Below are 19,856 nucleotides of genomic sequence, written 5' to 3'. Positions count from 1 at the left end.
AACCACGCGCGTCAACACCACGTTGGACACTAGTTGTAAAAAGTCCTTTGTTATCGCCAATTAGAACCACGGCCTCCAGAACGACTGGATAAATATGCTCTTATGTGAGCCATTTAGCCGATTCAACTGGACATTCAGTAACCTTCATGGTTGTTACTGGACGAACGAACGGTAGAATCGTGAAGAATCTATCGAATCGGCGGACGAGGGTCGAATACGGCCGAAAACAGGTTATCTGACCAGATACGGGTCCGCGCCGGGCATGAAGCGGCCGAGGTCGGATTCGCGGCGGAAGTCGGTCGACTGGAGCTCCAGCAGGCCGGCGACGAGTTCGTCGTGGTCGCCGTCGTCCCACTCGGCGGGGTCCTTGATGGGCAACACGAGGAAGCCGCTCCCGCGGAGTTCTTTCCCGTGGAGCGTCTCCATGTCCACGTCGGTCTTCCAGCCGACGGACGTGTAGTTGTTCAGGACGTGCTTCGTCGCCACCGCGCCGACCGGCAGGAGGACGTGGGCGGCGATAGCGCGGAGCTCCGCGTCGAAAAACCGCTCCATGTCGGTGTAGTCGGCCGCCGACGGCGTCCCGTCCGGCACGCACATGTGCAGGTACGAGAGGAACGTGCGGTTCACCGTCGGTTCGTCGCCCGTCTCGGCCAGCAACTCGCCGTCTTCGAGCGCCGGGAACAGCCGCTCGCCCGCCTCCCCCGAAAAGGGGATGCCGGTCTCGACGCCTCCGTGGACGCCGGGGTGGTCGCCGATGACGTGGAAGTCGGCGTTGGCGTCGCCGTAGCCGGGGACGTACCGGTCACACGACGGTCGCATGTCGAACGGGTTTCTCGTGCGGTCGGTTACGTTTCTCACGGTACTCTCTGTGGGAGCGGGGAGTAAAGAAGACGTGGTTCGACCCGATGTCGTACACGAACGAGCGTGAGGAACGCATCGAGAGAGAACGTCGTCCGCGCCGTCGACTCGGTGAGCGCCCTCAGAGTTCGACGCCCGACGGGATGAGGCTCTGGCTCCGCAGGAGCCTCCCGTCGCCGTCGTAGACGAGGAACGTCGATTTCTCGAAGGTCTCGAAGTGGTCGCCCTCGATGGCCACGTCGACGCGGTAGCGCCCCTCGTCGTCGCCCGCGGCGCGCCCGTACTCGCGGGCCGCGCGGATGAAGTCGAGGACGTCCTCCGCCCGAGCGTTGAGTTCGAGGACGTAGTCGCCGGTGAGTCGGTCCGTCACGCTCACGACGCCGCGGGCGTCGTCGGCGTCGACGGAGTCTTGCAACCGAAAGGAGACGTCCAGTTCCTCCGCGGCGAGCACGTCGCCGCTGGTCGAGAGGAACCGAGACCGGAGCTCCTCGGCCGGGCCGTAGAAGTCGATAGATACGGTGGGTTGGCGGGGGTCGCCGTCGTCCTCGTACCAGTCGACGTCGCGGACATCGAGTTCGAAGTAGTCACGCCGCATTCCGTACCCTTCGTTGGACTGCGCGGCCTATTAACGTGACGCCACCCGAACCGTGGTTCCGGGGTCGAAACCGACCGAATGGGCCGATTCGACGCGAAAACGCCGCTCTCGCCGGTTCCTGCCGCCGCCGGAGTCAGGACGCGTCGAGCGAACGACCGCCACCGCGTCGGTCACAACCGTTATCGGTCGCCGCCGCGAGCGAACCGCGTATGGAACCCGTCAACCTCGACGAGAGCTTCGCGTCGTTCGACGAGACGTGGGCCCCGAGAATCGCCGCGGAGCTGAACGACTACGCGGTGAAGGTCGCGAAGCTCGACGGCGAGTTCGTCTGGCACGCCCACGACGAGACAGACGAGCTGTTTCTCGTTTGCGACGGGCGGCTCCGAATCGAGTTCCGCGACCGCGACGACGCGGACCTCGGGCCGGGCGACCTCCTCGTGGTCCCCCGCGGCGTCGAACACCGGCCCGTGGCACTCGAACCGACCGAGGTGCTCCTCGTCGAGCCGACCGAGACGCTCAACACCGGCGACGCCGCGGAGAGCGACCTGACTCACGACCCCGAACGACTCTCCTGAGGAGTCGACCGGACCGGGGACCGCCTGCGACCGCGCCGCCCCGCCGACGTGCCCGCGCCGTCGGTAGTTTTTACCTGTCAGACCGTGCGATTGTCCTATGGTCTGGGTTCGCTCCGAACACGCGGGTGCGCTGGCGGTCGTCTCGACGTGGCTCTGCGCGCTCCTCCCGTGGAACGTCACGTACACGCCGAACGTCTCGGGTGTGAGCCTGCTTTTCGTCCGGTTCCCCTTCGCAGAGATTCAGTTCGCGTGGGGGCTGTCCAGCCGCGTCGCAATCAGAAGCCCGCTTTCCGCGCTGTCGCTCCAGTCGGGACAGACCGTCGCCGTCGCGTATCAGGCGTGGGTCGTCGGCGCGGCCGTCCTCGCGCTCGCGGTGCTGTTCTCCCTCGTCTACTACCTGCGCGACGAGCGGGTCGAAGCCGGGCCGGTCGACCCCGTTCGGGTCCTCGGCGGCCTCCTCGGCGTCGTCGGCGTCGTCCTCGCCGCGGCGACGTACCTCCTCGTGACGCGCGGGCTTCCGGGGATTCCGCTCCCCCTCGGCGTCGTCATCTCGCTCGTCCTCGCCGGCGTCCTCCTGACCGTCGACCGCACCTGAGCCGAAGCCGCGAGCCGGTCGTTCACACCGAGTGACAGTCTCCCGCGCGGACCTTTTAAGTACTGACCCGCCATACCTCCCGACCAACTGACCGGGTGACGATGCCACGAGATACGACCACTGAGACGAAGGCGATACGCGACTCGCCGGCCGACAGAGGGGTGTTGAGACTCCTCGCCGGCGGGGAGTTCGACGCCGCGACCGCCGAGGCTCGGCGGCTCCTGCGCCGGACCGCGGAGATGTTGCGGGGATCGGACCTCGACGTGCACCCGCTTTCGCCCGACGACACGCCGCTCGGGACCTACGAGATTCCCGAGGGCCACGAGGAGGTCGACCGCTACTGGGTGAACGCCCCGTTCGCCTACGTCGTCGTCACCTACGACACGGACGCGACCGCCCACCAGTACCACACCGTCGAGCCCGACCTCGACGAGTTCGAAGCGGCGCTACTCGAACGCGTCCGCACCGACGTCCGCGACCCGCTTTTGTACCGCCGCGAGGCGGACCCGCGGACCGAGACGGCGCTCGTCGAGGAGCTCCAGTCGATTCTCGAACAGTACGGGCTGGAACTCGACATGAACACCTTCTACACGCTTCTGTACTACCTCCGGCGCGACTTCCACGGCTACGGACCGCTGGACCCGCTGATGAAGGACCCGCACATCGAGGACATCTCGTGTGACGGCTACGACCTGCCGCTTTTCGTCTACCACGACGAGTACACCGACATCGCCACCAACGTCTCGTTCGAGGCCGAGGAGCTCGACAACTACGTCATCCGACTCGCCCAGCGCTCGGGTCAGCACATCAGCGTCGGCGACCCCGTCCTCGGGACGACGCTTCCGAACGGCGCGCGCGCAGAGCTAGCACTCGGCGAGGAGGTCACGCCGCGGGGGTCGGCGTTCACCATCCGCCTCTACGCCGAAGAGCCGTTCACGCCCATCGACCTCGTGCGCTACGGCACGTTCTCCATCGAGCAGATGGCCTACCTGTGGCTCTGTATCGAACACAACAAGAGCCTCATCTTCGCGGGCGGGACGGCCTCGGGCAAGACCACCTCGATGAACGCGGTGTCGATGTTCGTCCCGCCGCGGTCGAAGGTGCTTTCCATCGAGGACACCCGCGAACTCGCGCTCTACCACGACAACTGGCTGTCGTCCGTCACCCGCGAGCGGCTCCACGAGGGGACCGACATCTCGATGTACGACCTGCTTCGGTCCGCGCTCCGGCACCGCCCCGAGTACATCATCGTCGGCGAGGTGCGCGGCGACGAGGCCGTGACGCTGTTTCAGGCGATGAACACCGGCCACACGACGTTCTCGACGATGCACGCCGACAGCGTCGAGACGGTCATCAACCGCCTCGAAAACGAGCCCATCAACGTCCCGCGCGCGATGGTGCAGTCGCTCGACCTGCTGTGCGTCCAGACGCTCACCCGACACGACGGCGAGCGCGTCCGCCGCTCGCAGACTATCGGCGAAATCGGCGACATCGACCAGCGGACCGGCGAACTCGACTACTCGTCTGCGTTCGCGTGGGAGCCCGAGACCGACACGTTCAGCCAGAACGACAGCTCGCTTCTCACCGAAATCCAGCGCGAGAACGGCTGGTCGCGGACCGAGCTCCGGCGCGAGCTCCGGCGACGCGAGACGTTCCTCCGGTACCTCCTCGACAAGGGCGTCTCCGACTACCGGCGTTTCACCGCGCTCATCAACGAGTACTACGCGGACGCCGACGACGTGATGCGGCGCGTCGAGGCCGACGAGGACATCGTCGACGCCGGCCCGGAGGCCTGAGATGGCCGCCGCGCAGTCGCTGTTCCTGCTTCCGCTCTTCCTCGCCGTCCTCCTCGTCCTCCCCGTCGTCCTGTCGCCGGTGAGCCGCGCCGCCGACCTCCTCGTCTCGCGGGTCGCGCTCTCCGTCTTCGGGTTCTACGTCGCCAACGAGAACCCCCGGCGCAGGGGACAACGAAACCAACTGCGGGCGGCGCACGTGAGCGTCACGCACCGGGTGTACGCCTCGCGGACGCTCCTCATGGCGAGCGTCTTCGGCGTCACCGGGAGCGTCTTCGGCGTCTACCTCGCCGCCGCGACGCTCGACACCCTCGCCGTCCAGTCCGAGACGATTCGTGAGGTCCTCCCCGCCCCGCTCGGCTTCCTCGGCGGCCTCACGAGCATTCAGGCGCTCCCGCTCCGCGACCTGTTTCTCGCGCTCCTGCTTTCGAGCGCGACGCTCGGGACGCTCCTCGCGCTCGGCGTCTACTGGGGTCGGTGGTACGTCCTCACCGAGCGGGCGCGGACCCGCTCGTCGGAGATCGAGGCGACGCTCCCGCGGACGGTCGCGTTCGTCTTCGCGCTGTCGCGGTCGGGGATGCCGTTCCCGAAGGTGCTGGAGACGCTGGCCCGAAACGAGGCCATCTACGGCGAGGCGGCGCGCGAGGTCGGCATCGTCGTCCGCGACATGGACGCCTTCGGCACCGACGTGCTCACGGCCCTCCAGTCGATGGCCACGCGGACGCCGAGTCCGAGCCTCGAAGAGTTCGCCGAGAACCTCGCGAGCGTCCTCGGGAGCGGCCGCAACCTCTCGTCGTTCCTCCAAGAGCAGTACGAGCGGTTTCAGGCGGAGGCGGAGGCCCAACAACAGCAGTACCTCGACCTGCTTTCGACGTTCGCGGAGGTGTACGTCACCGTCCTCGTCGCCGGCCCGCTGTTTTTCATCACCGTCCTCGTCGTCATCGGCCTCGTCCTCGCGGACACGCTGACGCTCATCCGCATCGTCGGCTACGTCGGCATCCCGCTGGCGAGTTTCGGGTTCGTCGTCTACATCGACAGCATCACCGAGTCGCTCCGGGGCGCGACGGTCGCGGACGACGGGGCTGACACCGCGAGCGACTCGGCTCGCCGCATCGGCGCAATCGCCGGCGGCGAGGGGCCGGCTGAGACCGACGGCGGCGAGACCGACCTCCGAGGCGACCCGTGGGGCGCGAACCGCGAGCGACTCGCCGCCTACGACCGCTTCCGCGCGGTTCGCGACTGGTTCGAGCGCCCGCTCGATAGCCTCGGACGCAAGCCGCTCGCCACGCTCGCGCTCACCGTCCCGCTGGGGCTGGTCTGGGTCGCGCTCCGGACCACGCTCCCCGCGGACCCCACGATACTCGACGTCGCCGGCGCGGCGGACCAACACGTCGTCGAGGCCGCAGTCGGCGCGCTCGTCGTCGTCGCGGCGCTGTACGAGGTGCGTAAGCGCCGGATTCGCACCATCGAGCAGAGTATGCCCGACTTCCTCGACCGCCTCGCCAGCGTCAACGAGGCCGGCCTGACGGTCGTCCAGAGCCTCCGCCGGGTGTCGGCGTCGGACCTCGGACCGCTCGGCGACGAGGTCGAGCGCGTCGTCCGCGACATCGACTGGGGGGCCGACGCCCAGACCGCGCTCCGGCGGATGGACCGCCGGACGGCCAGCCCGATGGTGTCGCGGTCGGTGACGCTCATCGCCAACGCGATGAGCGCCAGCGGCGACCTCGCGCCCGTGCTCCGCATCGCGGCCAACGAGGCCCAAGACAGCCGCCGCCTCGCCCGCGAGCGGAACCAGGAGATGGTCACCTACCTCCTCGTCATCTACATCTCGTTTCTCGTCTTCCTCGGTATCGTCGCCGCGCTGACGGTGTCGTTCATCCCCGCGGTCGAGCAGGCCAGCGCCGGTGCCGTCGGCTCCGGCGACGTCGCGGGCGTCAGCTCGGGCACGTTCTCCGGTCTCCGGGACGTAAACACGGCCTCGTACACGCTGTTGTTCTTCCACGTCACGGCGATTCAGGGGCTCTGCTCCGGCCTCGTCGCCGGACAGCTCGGTGAGGGACAGGTCGCCGACGGCGTCAAACACGCCGTCGTCCTGCTCGTCATCACCTACGTGATGTTCATGTTCATCTGACGCCCCGGCTCCTGTGCCTCTCGCGTCTCCCGCGCCCCCCGCAGTCGCCGGGTCGAAGCCGCGTTCCGCCGCCGGCGCTGGTCGCCCGCGACCCGTGCGGTCTTTGTCCCGCCGCCCCGACCGACCGGCATGGACGGAGACGAACCCCGAGACGGGGTCCGCGAGACGTACGACCGCATCGCGTCGCACTTCGCGTCGACCCGCGAGTACCCGTGGCCCGAAGTCGAGTCGTTCGTCGCCGACGCGACCGAGTTGGGGCCGGCCGACCGCGCGCTCGACCTCGGCTGTGGAAACGGCCGGCACGTCGAACTCCTCTCCGGGCACGCCGAGGACGTCGTCGGTCTCGACGTGAGCCGCGGCCTCCTCGACGAGGCGGTCGCGCGGGCGGCCGAACGCGGCTTCGACGCCGGACTCGTGCAGGGCGACGCCTCGCGGCTCCCCTTCGACGACGACGCCTTCGACCTCGCGGTGTACGTGGCGACGATTCACCACCTCGCGCCGCGGGCGGCGCGCGTCGCCAGCCTGAACGAACTCGCGCGCGTGCTCGGCGCCGACGGCCGCGCGGTCGTCAGCGCGTGGAGCACCGCCCACGACACGTTCGACCGCGAGGACGGGTTCGACACGACGGTCGATTGGACGCTCCCCGGCGGCGAGACGGTCCCCCGATTTTACCACATCTACGCGCCCGACGAGTTCGACGCCGACCTCGACGCGAGCGACCTCTCGGTGGTCGAATCGACGGTTTCGAGCGGGAACTGCTACGCCGTCGTCGCCGGAAACTGAAGGGCGCGGGCGCTGAGAGGTGCGGACGGTTTCGGACGCCGGACGGAATCGTGCCGCTTGCTATCACGGTTCGGGTGGATGCCGGCCGCGCACAGGTGATGTGGGCTTAAGAGCGCCGCGACGAATGCCCGTGTATGACCGAGACCAACGAACCACGGGAGTACGAGGTTGTCGTCGTGGGGGGCGGCCCGGCGGGGCTTCAGACCGCGCTCTACACGACGCGACTGGGCCACGACACCGCGCTCGTTGACCGCGGCGGCGGCCGCGCGGCCATGATGCTCGACACGCACAACGTCATCGGCGTCACCGAGGACGTCTCCGGCAACGAGTTCCTCGAAACCGCGCGCGGCCAGCTCGAAGACTACGGGACCGACATCCACCGCGACTTCGTGACCGACGCGGAGCGGTTGGACGACGGTCGGTTCCGCCTCGTCGGTAACGAGGGCGAGTTCGTCGCCGACCGCGTTGTCCTCGGCGTCGGCTTCAACGACGAGCGGCCCGACCCGCCGCTTCCCCGCACCGGCAAGGGCCTGCACTACTGCCTCCACTGCGACGCCTACATGTTCGTCGACGAGTCGGTGTACGTGATGGGCCACTCCGACTCGGCGGCCTACGTCGCCATGATAATGCTCAACTTCACCGACGAGGTGGACCTGCTACTTCGCGGCGACGAGCCGACGTGGTCCGAGGAGACGGACGAACTCGTCCGCGCGCACCCCGTCGACATCGTCGAGGAGGAGATTTCGGGCATGACGAAGCGCGACGACGGCTGGCTGGAGAGCTTCGAGTTCGAAGACGGGAGCGTCCGCGAGTACAAAGGCGGCTTCGCCATGTACGGCTCGAACTACAACACGACGCTGTTCGAGGCGCTCGACGTGGACCTCGACGACGACGGGACGGTCCCCGTGGACGACCACGGCCGGACCAGCGTCGACGGCGTGTTCGCGGTCGGAGACATCACCCCCGGTCACAACCAGATTCCGGTGGCGATGGGCAAGGGCGCGAAAGCGGGCATCGCCGTCCACATGGAACTCCGCGAGTTCCCCAAGAGCCTCGACGAGATTCGCGCCGAGGGCGCGGTGAGCGTCGACGACGTGCCCGGCATCTCGCCCGGCCTGCTCGACAAGGCGAAACGGTTCAACGAGTCGCACGCGGACGACTGAGGCCGTAATTCGGCGAAATTCGGTGAAAACCGAAGCGTACGAACACCCTTCTAAAGTTCTCTCGGCCAGTACGGTCTCCCACGATGAAACGTACTGGACTTGCGACTGTCCTGCTCGCGCTCATGGTCGTACTGGCCGGCTGTGCGGGCGGGGCCGGCACGATGACCGAGACGCAGACAGACGGGAGCGCCGACGCGACGACGACCGCGTCGTCCGACGGCGGCGACGCGGCCCGGACCGGGACCGTGAACTTCTACGTGAGCGACGAGCAGAACGCCATCGCGGACTTCGAACACCTCAACGTCACCATCGAGCGCGTGACGCTCGTCCGCGCGGACGGTGACGCGGAAGCCGAAGCCGACGGCGGCGACGCGGAAACCGAGACTGAGACAGAAACCGACGCCGAAACTGATACCGACGCCGCGACCGACGCCGACGCGGAGGCGAACGCGAGTGTCGAGGTAGAAATCGAAGCCAACGCGACGGCGAACACGACGAACGGGTCCGCCTCGACCAACGGGTCGGTCGGCGCCGACGCTGATGCCGACGCCGACGCTGAGACCGAAGAACCGGCCGACGCGAACGACACCGACGCGGCCGAAGGCGAGTCGAGCGTCACCTACGAGGTCGACGACGCGACCGTCGACCTGACCGAGCTACAGGGCGAGAACGCGAGTCTCGTCGGCGAGTACGACGTCCCCGAAGGGAACTACACGAAGGTCTTCGTGCAGGTGAGCGACGTGAACGGGACGCTGAAGACCGGCGAACAGGTCGACGTGAAGCTCCCGAGCAACAAGCTCCAGCTCAACACGGACTTCGAAGTCGGCAACGGCGAGTCCGTGGACTTCGTCTTCGACATCACCGCGTTCGAGGCGGGAGGGAGCGGGAAGTACGTCCTCAAGCCCGTCGTGAGCGAGTCGGGGACGAACGTCCCGATTACGACGGTCGGCGCGGAGGAGACGGCCGACGCGGACGCCGAAGCTGAGGCAGAGGCCGAGGCAGACGCGAACGCCGGGGTCGAAGCGGCCGAGAACGAGACCGGCGACGACGGCGAGCGCGCCGAAACCGACGCCGAGGGCAACCTCACCGTGAGCTTCGACGGGAACGTCTCCGCCGGCGAGAACGCGACGGTCGTCGTCACGCGGAACGGGACGCCCGTGGAGAACGCGACGGTGACGATAAACGGCGAGACCGCCGGAACCACCGACGCCGACGGCGAGTTAGGCGTCGCCATCCCCGGCGAGCGGGACGTGACGGTGGTCGCCGTCGACGGGGAGGCGGAAACCGAGACCGAGTTCGAGTTCGAAGTCGTCGGGAGCGCCCCCGACAACCCCGCCGAGGGCGGCGAATCGACCTCCCTCGCCGCCTGACCGAAAAGGTAACATCCTTATTGGGGCGTCGAGAATGAAGGGATAGACGCGGCGTTCGCGCGCACCGGTATCTCGGCCGAGCGAAGCGAGGCCGAGGCTCGGTGCGAGCGAGCGAAGCGAGCGAGCACAGGTGTTGAGACGGACGGAGTCCGTCGATGCACGGTGCGAATGAAACGAGCACCGGTGGTCTAATGGTAAGACATTGGCCTTCCAAGCCAATTATCTGGGTTCGATTCCCAGCCGGTGCATCTTCTCCGAACCGCTACTCGCCGCGGAGAGCATTCAGCGACTCTCACCCCGTCGGAATCGGCGGCTATCCTTAACTATCGTTCCCACCATATTCGTGTGAGGTGTGTCACACATGAGTCTGCTCGACGGCCGCGTCGCGGTCGTAACCGGCGGTAGCTCAGGAATCGGACGGGGAATCGCGCTGGCCTACGCCGAGGAGGGCGCTGACGTGGTGGTCTGCGACATCCGCGAAGACCCGAAGGAGGGCGGCGCGCCGACCCACGAGCAAATCGAGTCGGACACCGACTCGTCGGCGACGTACGTCGAACTCGACGTGACCGACCCGGCCGCGTTCGAGGCGGCGATGGACGCCGCCGAGGCGTTCGGCGGCGTGGACGTGATGGTGAACAACGCCGGCATCTGGCGACCCGAGGAGTTCCTCGAAGTCACCGAAGCCGAGTTCCAACAGATGATGGACATCAACCTGAAGGGCGTGTACTTCGGGGCGCAGGCGGCCGCGACGCGGATGGTCGAGTCCGGCGGAGGGAGCATCATCAACGTCTCCAGCGTCAACGGCATCTTCGGCAACGGCAACTACCCGTCGTACAGCGCGTCGAAGGGGGCCGTTCGGACGCTCTCGTACTCGCTCGCCCACGGCCTCGGCGGCGACGGCGTCCGGGTGAACGCGATTCACCCCGGCGCTATCAAGACGAAAATCGGTCCCGAGGGGGCCGAAGAGACCAGCGAGGAGCAGATGGCGCAGTTGACCGCGATGATTCCGCTCGGTCGGCAGGGCGAACCGGACGACGTGGCCGGCGTGGCGGTGTTCCTCGCCAGCGACCTCTCGAAGTACGTCACCGGCGAGTCCATCGTCGTCGACGGCGGCTGGACCAGTTGGCGGTGACGCGGGCGTGACGTCGTGGTGGTCCGAGCGAAACACGCGGACTGCGACGGATTCGACGAACCACCGCGGACCGTCTGTCTTATCTTCCCCCCGAACGTAACCGAACGTAATGCTGGATTCCATTCCGCTGTTCCCCGGACTCCCGGGCGGCCCAGAACTGCTCATCGTCCTGCTCATCGTCGTCCTCCTGTTCGGCGCGAACAAACTCCCCCAACTGGCCCGGTCGTCGGGGCAGGCGATGGGCGAGTTCCGCCGCGGCCGCGAGGAAATCGAAGAGGAACTAAAGAAGGGCGCAGAAGGGGGCGAGAGCGACGACGAGGAAGAAGACGAGGCCGAGGCGACCGAGACGGAAGCCGAGAACAAACAGTAAACGCCTCTCCGGGGAAACAGACCCCTTATGCTATTTCACGCCCGGCGAGTGCCGACAGTCGGCGGTCGCTCGCGCGCGCTCGATGTCGGCGAGAACACGACTTCGGTGACTCGGAGCGTCGAGTCCGCGACCGAGAGACCGGTCGGTCGGCGAGTAACCGAATGAGGTATGAATGGGTGGACAGCGAGGTTGCCCGGCGTTCCGACGTGGGGAATCCCGGTTGCCTCCTCCACCCCGCGATCCCTCGAGCGACGCACGTCCGATGGTCCGCTGCTCGCTTCCGCGCCTGGCGGGGTACCACCGATGAACCGCGCGAACCCTTCCCTGCGGAAGGGGTACGCGGAGCCGCTGTCCCCGAAGGACGAGGTTTCTACGTTGGCTTCCGGGGCCCGCGCCGGTCTGACCGGACGCGCCCGTGTTCGGTCCCCGCTGAAGACCTATTTCGCGGGTAGAGAGCAGGGCCTAACTGCCCGACCTAGTCCACTCCCTCATTGTCCACCGACTGTTAAGGGCCTTTCGACTCGGAGGCGGGAAAATCGGGGGACACCGTCGGGGTGCTTCGACGCGGCGCGCCCGCGAGAAGTCGGTTTCCGTTCCGTCGGGTCGGCTTACAACACGCCGCGGGCGTACCACGCGCCGCCGAGGAACGTGACGAACGCGGCGGCCACGACGGACCAGCGGTGGTAGGTGAGCCACGAGTACTGCTGGTCGAAGCTGAACAGGAGCGTCTGGTCGATGGAGAACGACCACAGCGCGGCGACGCCGAGCATCGAAAGCGAGAGCACGAAGGCGAGTCCGGCGGCCGTCGCCGGGTCGGTCCGCTCCTGTCTGCCCGAGAGGAAGACGACGGTTTCGAGGAGCGCGAGCATCCCGACGAACGAGATGCCGACCGGGCCCGCGGCGTAGTAGGCGGCCACCTGTCCGTCCCCGGCCTCGACGGTGACGGCGGGAATCGCGATGGCGAGTGCGAGCAGCAGCGCGCCGACGATTCCGACCGTCGGCGCGAGGCGTTCGGCGTCCATGGCCGGTCGTTCGGGCGACCGCCTGATAAACGGTTTGAGACGTGTCGGCGAGGGATTGTCCGGTTTTAAATCGCGGTGCGACGACGTGCGCGTATGGACCGCGTAGCGATTATCGGTGCATCGATGACCCAGTTCGGCCAGCGGGACGCGTGGATTCGCGAACTGCTCGCGGAGGCGGGGCAGGCCGCGCTCGCGGACGCCGACGTCTCGCCCGACGAAATCGAGCACCTCTACGTCTCGAACATGGCGAGCGGCGAGTTCGAGGGCCAGACGGGCGTGCCGAACGCCCTCGCCCACGACCTCGCGGCGATGCCCGCCTACACCGCCCGAATCGACCAGACCTCCTCGTCCGGCGGCGCGGGCGTCTACGCCGCGTGGCAGTCCGTCGCCTCCGGCGCGTCCGACATGACGATGCTCGTCGGCGGCGAGAAGATGACCCACCGCTCGACCGCCGAGGCGACGGACGTCATCGCCTCGCTGACCCACCCGGTGGAGTACAAACACGGCGTGACGCTTCCCTCCTTCGCGGGGCTGACCGCCCGGCTCTACCTCGACACCTACGACGCCCCCCGGGAGTCGCTCGGAAAGGTCGCCGTCAAGAACCACAAAAACGGCGTGGACAACCCCCACGCCCAGTTCCGCAAGGAGGTCGACCTCGACACCGTCCTCGACTCGCCGGTCGTCGCCGACCCGCTTCGCCTCTACGACTTCTGTCCCATCACCGACGGCTCGGCGGCGCTCGTCTTCTGCCCCGAGTCGGTCGCCCGCGAGTACACCGACGACTACGCCGTCATCTCCGGCATCGGCGGCGCGACCGACACCCACGTCGTCCACGAGCGCGCCGACCCGACCACGATGGGCGGCGTCGTCAACTCCTCGGAAATCGCCTACGAGATGGCCGACCTCGAACCCGACGACATCGAGGTGGCCGAACTCCACGACATGTTCACCATCCTCGAGTTCCTCCAGTCGGAGGACCTCGGCTTCTTCGAGAAGGGCGAGGGCTGGAAGGCCGTCGACGAGGGCGTCACCGACCGCGACGGCGACCTCCCCATCAACACGTCCGGCGGCCTGAAGTCGAAGGGCCACCCCCTCGGGGCCTCGGGCGTCGCGCAGGTGTACGAGATTTACAAACAGCTCATCGGTGACGCAGGCGAGCGGCAGGTCGACGCCGACGTGGGCCTCGCGTGCAACGTCGGCGGCTTCGGCAACTGCGTGACCACGACCATCATGGAGTCCCGATAATGTCCGACAATCCCCCAATGGAGGCGTACCGCTACCCCGACGGGAGCATCACCTACCCCGGCCACCCGGTCGGCCCCGGCGGCGAGGAGCCGGTCGGCACGGTCGACCTCAGCGACTACACGGCGACGGTGCTGACGTGGACGAAATCGACGGCGACGCCGCCGGGCGTCCGCCAGCCCAACACGCTCGCCATCGTCGAGTTCGACGTGGACGGCGAACCCGTCCGCGCAATCGGGCAGGTCACTGGTGAGGACGAGGTCGACATCGGCGACGAGGTGCGACCGGTCTACTGCGAGGAACTCCGCGAGCCCGGCGCGGGCATCCGCGAGCCCGCGAGTCAAGAGTGGGACGGCTACCGCTTCGAACCGCTCTGAGCGGGCGAGTGTTGATATAACTACACCTTCTATCTCGGGTATGAACCGCACCAGCGGCGTCTCCGTCTCCTTCGCGCGCGACGCGGCGGTCGCCACGGCGGTACTGGCCGGGCTGTACGGCCTCGGCTACGGCGTCCAGTTCCAACCGCTCCAACTGCCGACGTACCTGCTCGTCGTCGGCTTCGACGCCCTCGAAGTCGCGTTCGGGTCCGCGGGTGCGGGCTACGACGTGCTGTTCGCCGCCTATCTCGTCGGCCTCGGCGTCGTCGCCGCGGGCGTGGCCCGAGTCGTCCGCGAGACTTCGAAGGCGACCGACCTCGCGTGGTGGCGACTCGGCGCGGCGGCGGCGCTGGCGCTCGTCGGCGTCATCTCGCTTCTGTTCGCGCTTTTCGTCCTCGTCAGCGGCGTGCAGTTCACGCCCGTCCTCGTGGCCGGCGGCGCGGGCGGCGCGCTCCTCGGGCTTTCGGCGTGGGTCGGCGACGTGGTCCGCGTGGCCGTGCGACCGACGCGCTGAGTCGAACGCAGAGCTCGGGGGTGCCGCGCTCAGCGGTCGCTCGGTTCGTCGCCCGCGTCCGCGTCGGTTCCGTCGCCCTCGTCGTCGCCTTTCACTTCGCGCTTAATCGACTCCAGTTCGGCGTCGACGTCGACGGTCGGCTCGCCGCTCCCGCCGTCGTCGACGTCCGGGTCGGCCTCCTCGGTCACGTCGATTCGGACCGGCCCCGTGCCGACCGGTTCGGGGTCGCGGGAGGGCGTTTCGTCGCGGGAGCGCCGGCTCTCGTCGCGCCGTTGCCACTCGGATTCGAACGTGCGCTCGTCCTCGCGCCAGCGGCGCTCGCGGGAGGTCCGCTCGCGTTCGGCCTCGGTGATTCGGGCGTCGAGTTCGTCGGCCAGCGAGCGGGCGCGGTCCATCACGTCCCGAGCCTCGGGGTTCGAGGGCAAGTCGGCCTCCGAGAGCGCGTTTCTGAGTTCGTCGAGGGCGCGGTCGACGCCGGAGACGGCGCTCTTCGGGACGTTTCGCATCCGGGACTCCGTCTCGCCTCGGGCGTCTTCCATCGCGCGGCCGGGGTCGGAAACCCGCATGAGGCGGCGGAGCAGTTCGAGAGAGGCGATAGTCGCTTCGAGGACGGCGATGACCGTCGGGATGGTGTACGACTCGGTGAACCGCAGGACCTCGCCGAACGTCGGGGGACGCGGGGGCCGAAATCGGTCGTCGCCGGTGACGCGTCGGCCGCGGTCGCGGCCCCGGTTGCGGTCGCGCTCCTCGCGGAGTTCCGCGCCGAGTTCGTCGAGTGTGTCCCCGAGTTCGTCGAGTAAGTCGAGGATGTCGTCGTCGCGTCGTCGGTCGCTCATGGGCCACGGTTGGGCCGCCGCGGGGATAAGCGTTCGAGGGAGTGGAAAATCAGTTCGGTCCGAGAGTCGCTTCCTTACCGACGCGGGACGGCGCGCTGGTACTGCGGCGGCCACTCCGCGTCTGCGGCGAGTTCGTCCGCGGCGTGGAGCGCGAAGTACGGGTCGTAGAGGTGCTCGCGGCCGACGATGGCGAGGTCGGCCCGGCCGTTTCGGACGACCTCGTCGGCGTGGCGCGCGGTTCGGATGCCGCCGACCGCGCCGACCGTCGCGTCGGTCTCCTCGCGGATGACCTCCGCGAAGGGAATCTGATAGCCGGGGCCGGTGTTCGGAATCCGCTGGTCGGGGTGGATGCCGCCGGCGCTCACGTCGACGAGGTCGACGCCGAGGTCGTCGAGGGCGGCCGCGAGGCGGACCGACTGCTCGATGTCCCACGACTCGCGGTCGTCCAGCCAGTCGGTCGCCGAGATGCGGACGAAGACGGGCTTGTCGTCGGGCCAGACCTCGCGGACCGCTTCCGTGACCTCGCGGACGAGCCGCGTGCGGTTCTCGAACGAACCGCCGTACTCGTCGTCGCGCCGGTTCGTGACCGGCGAGAGGAACTCGTGGAGGAGGTAGCCGTGGGCCGCGTGAACCTCGGCGATTTCGAAGCCGGCGTCGAGGGCGCGCTCGGCCGCGGCGCGGAAGTCGTCGACGACGCCCGCGATGCCGTCGGTCGATAGCTTTCGAGTCGGCGGGGCCTCGCCCTCGTAGGGCCACGGCGCGTCGCTGGGTGCGACGGTTGTCCACCCGCCGCCTTCGGGCGCGACCGGCTCGCTTCCCTCCCACGGCCGGGACTTGCTCGCCTTCCGGCCCGCGTGGGCGAGTTGGACGGCCGGCGTGCTTCCCATCGACGAGACGAACGAGGTTATCTGGCTGAGCTTCTCGACGTGGTCGTCCGACCAGATGCCGAGGTCGTTCGGCGTGATGCGCCCCTCGGGGGAGACGGCCGTCGCCTCGGACATCACGATGCCCGCGCCGCCGACGGCGCGACTGCCGAGGTGGACGAGATGCCAGTCCTCGGCGAAGCCGTCGGTCGAGGAGTACTGGCACATCGGCGAGACCATGATTCGGTTTCGGACCTCCGTCTCGCGGAGCGAAAGCGGCGTAAAGAGCGTGTCCGTCATCGACCCCGATTGGGCGGGGGCGGAAAAACCCCCCTCGGTTCCGGTGATGCAGTCCGGTTCCGGCTACTCTACCGACCCGACGAACGCGCGCTGTTCGGCGAGCAGGTCGCGGTCGAGCGTCCAGACGAGGTCGCGCTCGCCGCGGTTCAGCGCCGCCGCGACGACGCCGTCGGGCCTGACGACGAGCGAGCGACCCGCGTACTCCGTGCCCGCAGTCCCCGAAATCGACCCGCTTCCCGTCCGGTTCGCGCCGACGAGCCATCGGACCCCGTCGAGGGCGCGGGCGCGACAGAGCAGTCGCCAGTTCGTCGAGTGGGCGGCGGGCCACGCGCCGACGACGAACAGGGCGTCGACTCGCTCGTCGGTCAGCGCGGCGCTGTCGCCGACGAAGTTCAGGTCGTAGCAGGTGAGGAGTCCCGTCCGTCCCGCGGGCGTGTCCGCGACGACAAGTTCGTCGCCCGGCGTGACGACCGCGGCCTCGCCGCCCCAGAGGTGTCGCTTGCGGTAGACGGTCGCCGAGCCGTCGGGGCGGACGTAGGCGGCCGCGTTGTAGAGCGTCTCGCCGTCGCGTTCGAGGTAGCCCGCGAGCACGTCGAACGCGTTTTCGGCGGCGACCGAGGCGAGGAAGTCGGTCGCGCGCTCCCGAGGTATCGCGCCGCTGAACGCGCGAGTGTCGGCGACGAACCCCGTGAGCGCGTACTCGGAGAACAGCGCGACATCGACCGACTCGGGGAGGTCGGCGGCGCGGGCGCGCACGTCCGCCTCGTTTCGCGCCGGGTCGAGGTCGAACGCGGCGCGCTGTGGCACGGCGATGGTTGGACCGGTCACGCTCGGTGGAACGGGCGGGTCGAGAAAAAGTGACCCGGATGGAATCGACGGTCGGTCCCCGGTCCGGAGACGCGGAGCGAAGGGAAACGCTCTTTTTACAGTCGAACGGACTTCCGGCATATGAGTGACGGGGACGACGATACGACAGAACTCTCGCCCGAGAGCTTCGACGAGCGCCTGACCGAGGCCGAGGAGGCTCTCGACGCGGCCGAGACCGAAGCCGACCTCGACGAGGTCGAGGCCACGCTCGACGGCATCGAGGCCGACGTGGAGGCCGCGGACCTGCCCGAACCGGACGACGAAGACGAAGAGGACCCCGCCGAGGAGCTCGAGTCGCGCCTGTCCGACCTGCGCGACGACCTCGAATCCCAGCGCGGCCCCTACGCCGAAGACGCCGTCGAGACGCTCGAAGAAGCCAAGTCCACGATTACGGACACCCGGTGGACCGAGCAGGGCGAAGGCGAAATCGTCGCCGCGGTCGAGACGTTCGCCGACGAGTTCAACGGCGTGCTCGACGCGGGCGTCTCGGTCGACGGCGACGACGAGGACGCGCTGACCGCCGCCGTCGACGACGCCATCGCGGCCGTCGAAGCCGCCGACCTCGACGCCGACGAGGACGCGGAGACCATCGCGGACCTCATCGGGGTCGCCGACGGCCTCGCGGACGGCCTCGACGACGCCCAGGAGTGGGACGACCTCGAAACGCGAGAGAAGCTCCAAGTGCAGGGCTTCTACGACGTGCTCGGCCACTACAAGGACTACCCGCCGGAGCTGTCGGCGCTGAAGGAACACGAAAAGCGCGGCAACGTCGAGATGATTGCCCTCGCCTTCGAGAGCTTCCAGTCCGACTTCATGCAGGAGTACTGCATCGAGGCGTTCACGCGGATGAACGACGACCGCGCCTACGAGACCATCGAGGGGCAGGCCAAGCGCCGCGACAAGGGCGTCATCAAGGCCATCGGGAAGATGGCCGCCGAGGAGGGCGTCGAGATGCTCGTCGACTACGTCGACACCGACAGCGACCCCGCGCTCCAGAAGGTCGTGTTCAAGGCGCTCGGCGAAATCGGCTCCGAGGAGGCGACCCAGCCCATCGCGAACAAGCTCGTCACCGAGAACGACAACGTCCGTTCGGCCGCCGCGCGCGCGCTCGGCCTCATCGGCGACACCCGCGCCGTCGAGCCGCTCTCGGACGTCGTCGGCGACGACGACGTGGACTCCGTCCGCGCCAGCGCCGCGTGGGCGCTCCGGCAGATCGGCACGCAAGACGCGCTCGAAGCGGCCGCCGGCTACACCGACGACCGCTCGTTCCTCGTCCAGCGCGAGGCCGAGCTCGCCGCCGAGTTCCTCGGCGACGACGTCGAGGCCGAAGCGACCGTCTGAGACGCGACCGACGCGGCACCCCGGCGGTTCTGCGGTCCCCTTTAGTTCCATTTCTCTCGCAGTCACCCGCGCTGAGTCCCCGGTCGCGAACGTTTTTGTAGGCGAACGCGACCACCGCGGGGTGTGTCCCGCCGGCCACTCACCGCCGCGTTCGCCGCCTCGCTCGTCGTCCTGCTCGCGGCCGCGGCCGTCGTCCCCGCGCCGATAGCGGCCGCGCCGGGAACGGAGGACGCGACCGACTCGGCCACTCCCACCACCGCCTCTACCGCCCCCACCACCACCGCCGACCCATCGGCATCGGGCGAACCGCGCATCGTCTCCGCGCTCCCCGACCCGGCGACGCCCGACGACCGCGGCGAGTTCGTCGCCGTCGCCGCGCCCGCGGGAACCGAACTCTCGCTGTCCGACGGCGAGGAGACCGTCTCGTTCGTCGCGCCCGGCGGCACGGTCGCCGTCGCCACCGACCCGGCCGCGGCGTCGAACCTGACCGACCGCCCCGTCGTCGCGTCCGGTCTCGACCTCGCGAACGGCGGCGAGACGGTCACGCTCCGCGTCGTCGGTGACGACGGCGAGGGCGGAAACGGCGTCGTCGCCGACCGCCTCAGCTACGAGCGAAGCCGCGAGGGCGCGCTCCTCGAACGGCGAGACGGCGCGTGGTCGTGGTGGCCGCGGGCGCTCCCGCGGCGGAACGTCACGACCCACGGCCCCGCGAACGCGACGCTGTTCGTCCTCCCCGACTCGCCGGACCGCCCGATAGCGACGCTCCGGGCGGCCGACGAGCGGATTCTGCTCGCGGGCTACGTCGTCTCCTCCGCGCGCGTCGCGGACGAACTCGTCGCCGCGCGCGAACGCGGTGTCGCCGTCTCGGTACTGGTCGAAGACAGCCCGGTCGGCGGCTTCCCGCGGCGGTCCGCGCGCGTCCTCGACCGTCTCGCCGACGCCGGCGTCTCGGTCCGGGTCGTCGGCGACCCCCACTCGTTTCACCACCCGAAGTACGCCGTCGTCGACGACGCGGCGCTCGTCATGACCGAAAACTGGAAGCCCGCGGGGACGGGCGGGCGAAAGAGCCGCGGCTGGGGCGTCGTCGCGCGCTCGCCGACCGTCGCGGCCGACCTCGCGGCCACGTTCG

The 19,856-nt window shown here is 68.6% G+C and carries 20 protein-coding genes, 1 tRNA gene and 1 other RNA gene; 15 read left to right on the top strand and 7 right to left on the bottom strand.

Going from position 1 to position 19,856, the window contains the following annotated elements:
• Positions 1-231 precede the first annotated feature (231 nt).
• Positions 232-858, bottom strand: a complete 627-nt coding sequence (locus C441_RS00930) for a uracil-DNA glycosylase family protein (protein ID WP_049920354.1) — start codon at positions 856-858, stop codon at positions 232-234.
• 121 nt (positions 859-979) lie between these two features.
• Positions 980-1,453: a DUF5793 family protein gene (locus C441_RS00925; RefSeq protein ID WP_004970981.1), complete on the bottom strand. Its 474-nt coding sequence runs from the start codon at positions 1,451-1,453 to the stop codon at positions 980-982.
• 209 nt (positions 1,454-1,662) lie between these two features.
• Here C441_RS00925 and C441_RS00920 point away from each other — a divergent pair, with 209 nt between their 5' ends.
• The 10 genes from C441_RS00920 to tatA all read left to right on the top strand — a co-directional run bounded on the left by C441_RS00920 (position 1,663) and on the right by tatA (position 11,365).
• Positions 1,663-2,028 (top strand): cupin domain-containing protein, encoded by a 366-nt coding sequence (locus tag C441_RS00920; RefSeq protein WP_007273369.1) that lies wholly within the window; start codon positions 1,663-1,665, stop codon positions 2,026-2,028.
• Positions 2,029-2,125: 97 nt separating this feature from the next.
• Entirely contained in the window at positions 2,126-2,623 is a 498-nt protein-coding gene (locus tag C441_RS00915) for a DUF7549 family protein (RefSeq protein ID WP_007273368.1), read from the top strand.
• Between the two features lie 101 nt (positions 2,624-2,724).
• Positions 2,725-4,419: a type II/IV secretion system ATPase subunit gene (locus tag C441_RS00910; protein ID WP_049920353.1), complete on the top strand. Its 1,695-nt coding sequence runs from the start codon at positions 2,725-2,727 to the stop codon at positions 4,417-4,419.
• Position 4,420: 1 nt separating this feature from the next.
• Positions 4,421-6,547, top strand: a complete 2,127-nt coding sequence (locus C441_RS00905) for a type II secretion system F family protein (protein WP_007273366.1) — start codon at positions 4,421-4,423, stop codon at positions 6,545-6,547.
• Between the two features lie 129 nt (positions 6,548-6,676).
• Positions 6,677-7,330 carry a class I SAM-dependent methyltransferase gene (locus C441_RS00900; protein ID WP_007273365.1) on the top strand — a complete coding sequence of 218 codons (654 nt, stop codon included), beginning with the start codon at positions 6,677-6,679 and terminating at the stop codon, positions 7,328-7,330.
• A 134-nt stretch (positions 7,331-7,464) separates the two neighbouring features.
• Positions 7,465-8,493 carry an NAD(P)/FAD-dependent oxidoreductase gene (locus C441_RS00895; RefSeq protein ID WP_007273364.1) on the top strand — a complete coding sequence of 343 codons (1,029 nt, stop codon included), beginning with the start codon at positions 7,465-7,467 and terminating at the stop codon, positions 8,491-8,493.
• Positions 8,494-8,615: 122 nt separating this feature from the next.
• Positions 8,616-9,863, top strand: a complete 1,248-nt coding sequence (locus C441_RS00890) for a DUF4382 domain-containing protein (RefSeq protein ID WP_007273363.1) — start codon at positions 8,616-8,618, stop codon at positions 9,861-9,863.
• 177 nt (positions 9,864-10,040) lie between these two features.
• Positions 10,041-10,111: transfer RNA gene (locus C441_RS00885), tRNA-Gly, on the top strand.
• Between the two features lie 113 nt (positions 10,112-10,224).
• Positions 10,225-10,995 carry an SDR family oxidoreductase gene (locus tag C441_RS00880; RefSeq protein WP_007273362.1) on the top strand — a complete coding sequence of 257 codons (771 nt, stop codon included), beginning with the start codon at positions 10,225-10,227 and terminating at the stop codon, positions 10,993-10,995.
• A gap of 109 nt (positions 10,996-11,104) precedes the next feature.
• Complete coding sequence (gene tatA, locus C441_RS00875) at positions 11,105-11,365, top strand: twin-arginine translocase TatA/TatE family subunit (protein WP_007273361.1); 261 nt, start codon at positions 11,105-11,107, stop codon at positions 11,363-11,365.
• A 174-nt stretch (positions 11,366-11,539) separates the two neighbouring features.
• Here tatA and ffs read toward each other — a convergent pair.
• An RNA gene (gene ffs / locus C441_RS18770) (signal recognition particle sRNA) lies at positions 11,540-11,851 on the bottom strand.
• 122 nt (positions 11,852-11,973) lie between these two features.
• Positions 11,974-12,387, bottom strand: coding sequence for a DUF7548 family protein (locus tag C441_RS00870; RefSeq protein ID WP_007273360.1), 414 nt, complete (start codon positions 12,385-12,387; stop codon positions 11,974-11,976).
• A 93-nt stretch (positions 12,388-12,480) separates the two neighbouring features.
• On the opposite strand from C441_RS00870, the gene C441_RS00865 reads away from it, so the two are divergent.
• Genes C441_RS00865 through C441_RS00855 form a run of 3 tightly spaced genes read left to right on the top strand, consistent with a single transcriptional unit; the run spans position 12,481 to position 14,520 of the window.
• Positions 12,481-13,632, top strand: a complete 1,152-nt coding sequence (locus C441_RS00865) for a thiolase family protein (RefSeq protein WP_007273359.1) — start codon at positions 12,481-12,483, stop codon at positions 13,630-13,632.
• On the top strand, positions 13,632-14,006 hold the full coding sequence (locus tag C441_RS00860; protein ID WP_049918202.1) for an OB-fold domain-containing protein: 375 nt from the start codon (positions 13,632-13,634) through the stop codon (positions 14,004-14,006). Before C441_RS00865 ends, C441_RS00860 begins: the two co-directional genes overlap by 1 nt.
• A gap of 40 nt (positions 14,007-14,046) precedes the next feature.
• Complete coding sequence (locus C441_RS00855) at positions 14,047-14,520, top strand: hypothetical protein (RefSeq protein ID WP_007273358.1); 474 nt, start codon at positions 14,047-14,049, stop codon at positions 14,518-14,520.
• 29 nt (positions 14,521-14,549) lie between these two features.
• Here the strand turns inward: C441_RS00855 and C441_RS00850 are convergent, their stop codons facing one another.
• The 3 genes from C441_RS00850 to C441_RS00840 form a co-directional block, all read right to left on the bottom strand.
• Complete coding sequence (locus C441_RS00850) at positions 14,550-15,356, bottom strand: DUF7547 family protein (RefSeq protein ID WP_007273357.1); 807 nt, start codon at positions 15,354-15,356, stop codon at positions 14,550-14,552.
• A 74-nt stretch (positions 15,357-15,430) separates the two neighbouring features.
• Positions 15,431-16,519 (bottom strand): NADH:flavin oxidoreductase/NADH oxidase, encoded by a 1,089-nt coding sequence (locus C441_RS00845; RefSeq protein WP_007273356.1) that lies wholly within the window; start codon positions 16,517-16,519, stop codon positions 15,431-15,433.
• A 63-nt stretch (positions 16,520-16,582) separates the two neighbouring features.
• Positions 16,583-17,347 (bottom strand): carbon-nitrogen hydrolase family protein, encoded by a 765-nt coding sequence (locus C441_RS00840; protein WP_007273355.1) that lies wholly within the window; start codon positions 17,345-17,347, stop codon positions 16,583-16,585.
• Positions 17,348-17,467: 120 nt separating this feature from the next.
• Here C441_RS00840 and C441_RS00835 point away from each other — a divergent pair, with 120 nt between their 5' ends.
• Together C441_RS00835 and C441_RS00830 are read left to right on the top strand one after the other, a co-directional pair.
• Positions 17,468-18,727, top strand: a complete 1,260-nt coding sequence (locus C441_RS00835) for a HEAT repeat domain-containing protein (protein WP_007273354.1) — start codon at positions 17,468-17,470, stop codon at positions 18,725-18,727.
• Between the two features lie 123 nt (positions 18,728-18,850).
• Positions 18,851-19,856 (top strand): phospholipase D-like domain-containing protein (locus C441_RS00830; RefSeq protein WP_007273353.1); only part of this gene is annotated, 1,006 nt, incomplete at its 3' end.

This window comes from Haloferax sulfurifontis ATCC BAA-897 (assembly GCF_000337835.1).
Classification (GTDB): domain Archaea; phylum Halobacteriota; class Halobacteria; order Halobacteriales; family Haloferacaceae; genus Haloferax; species Haloferax denitrificans.
This window is presented reverse-complemented; position numbering and strand designations above follow the sequence as displayed.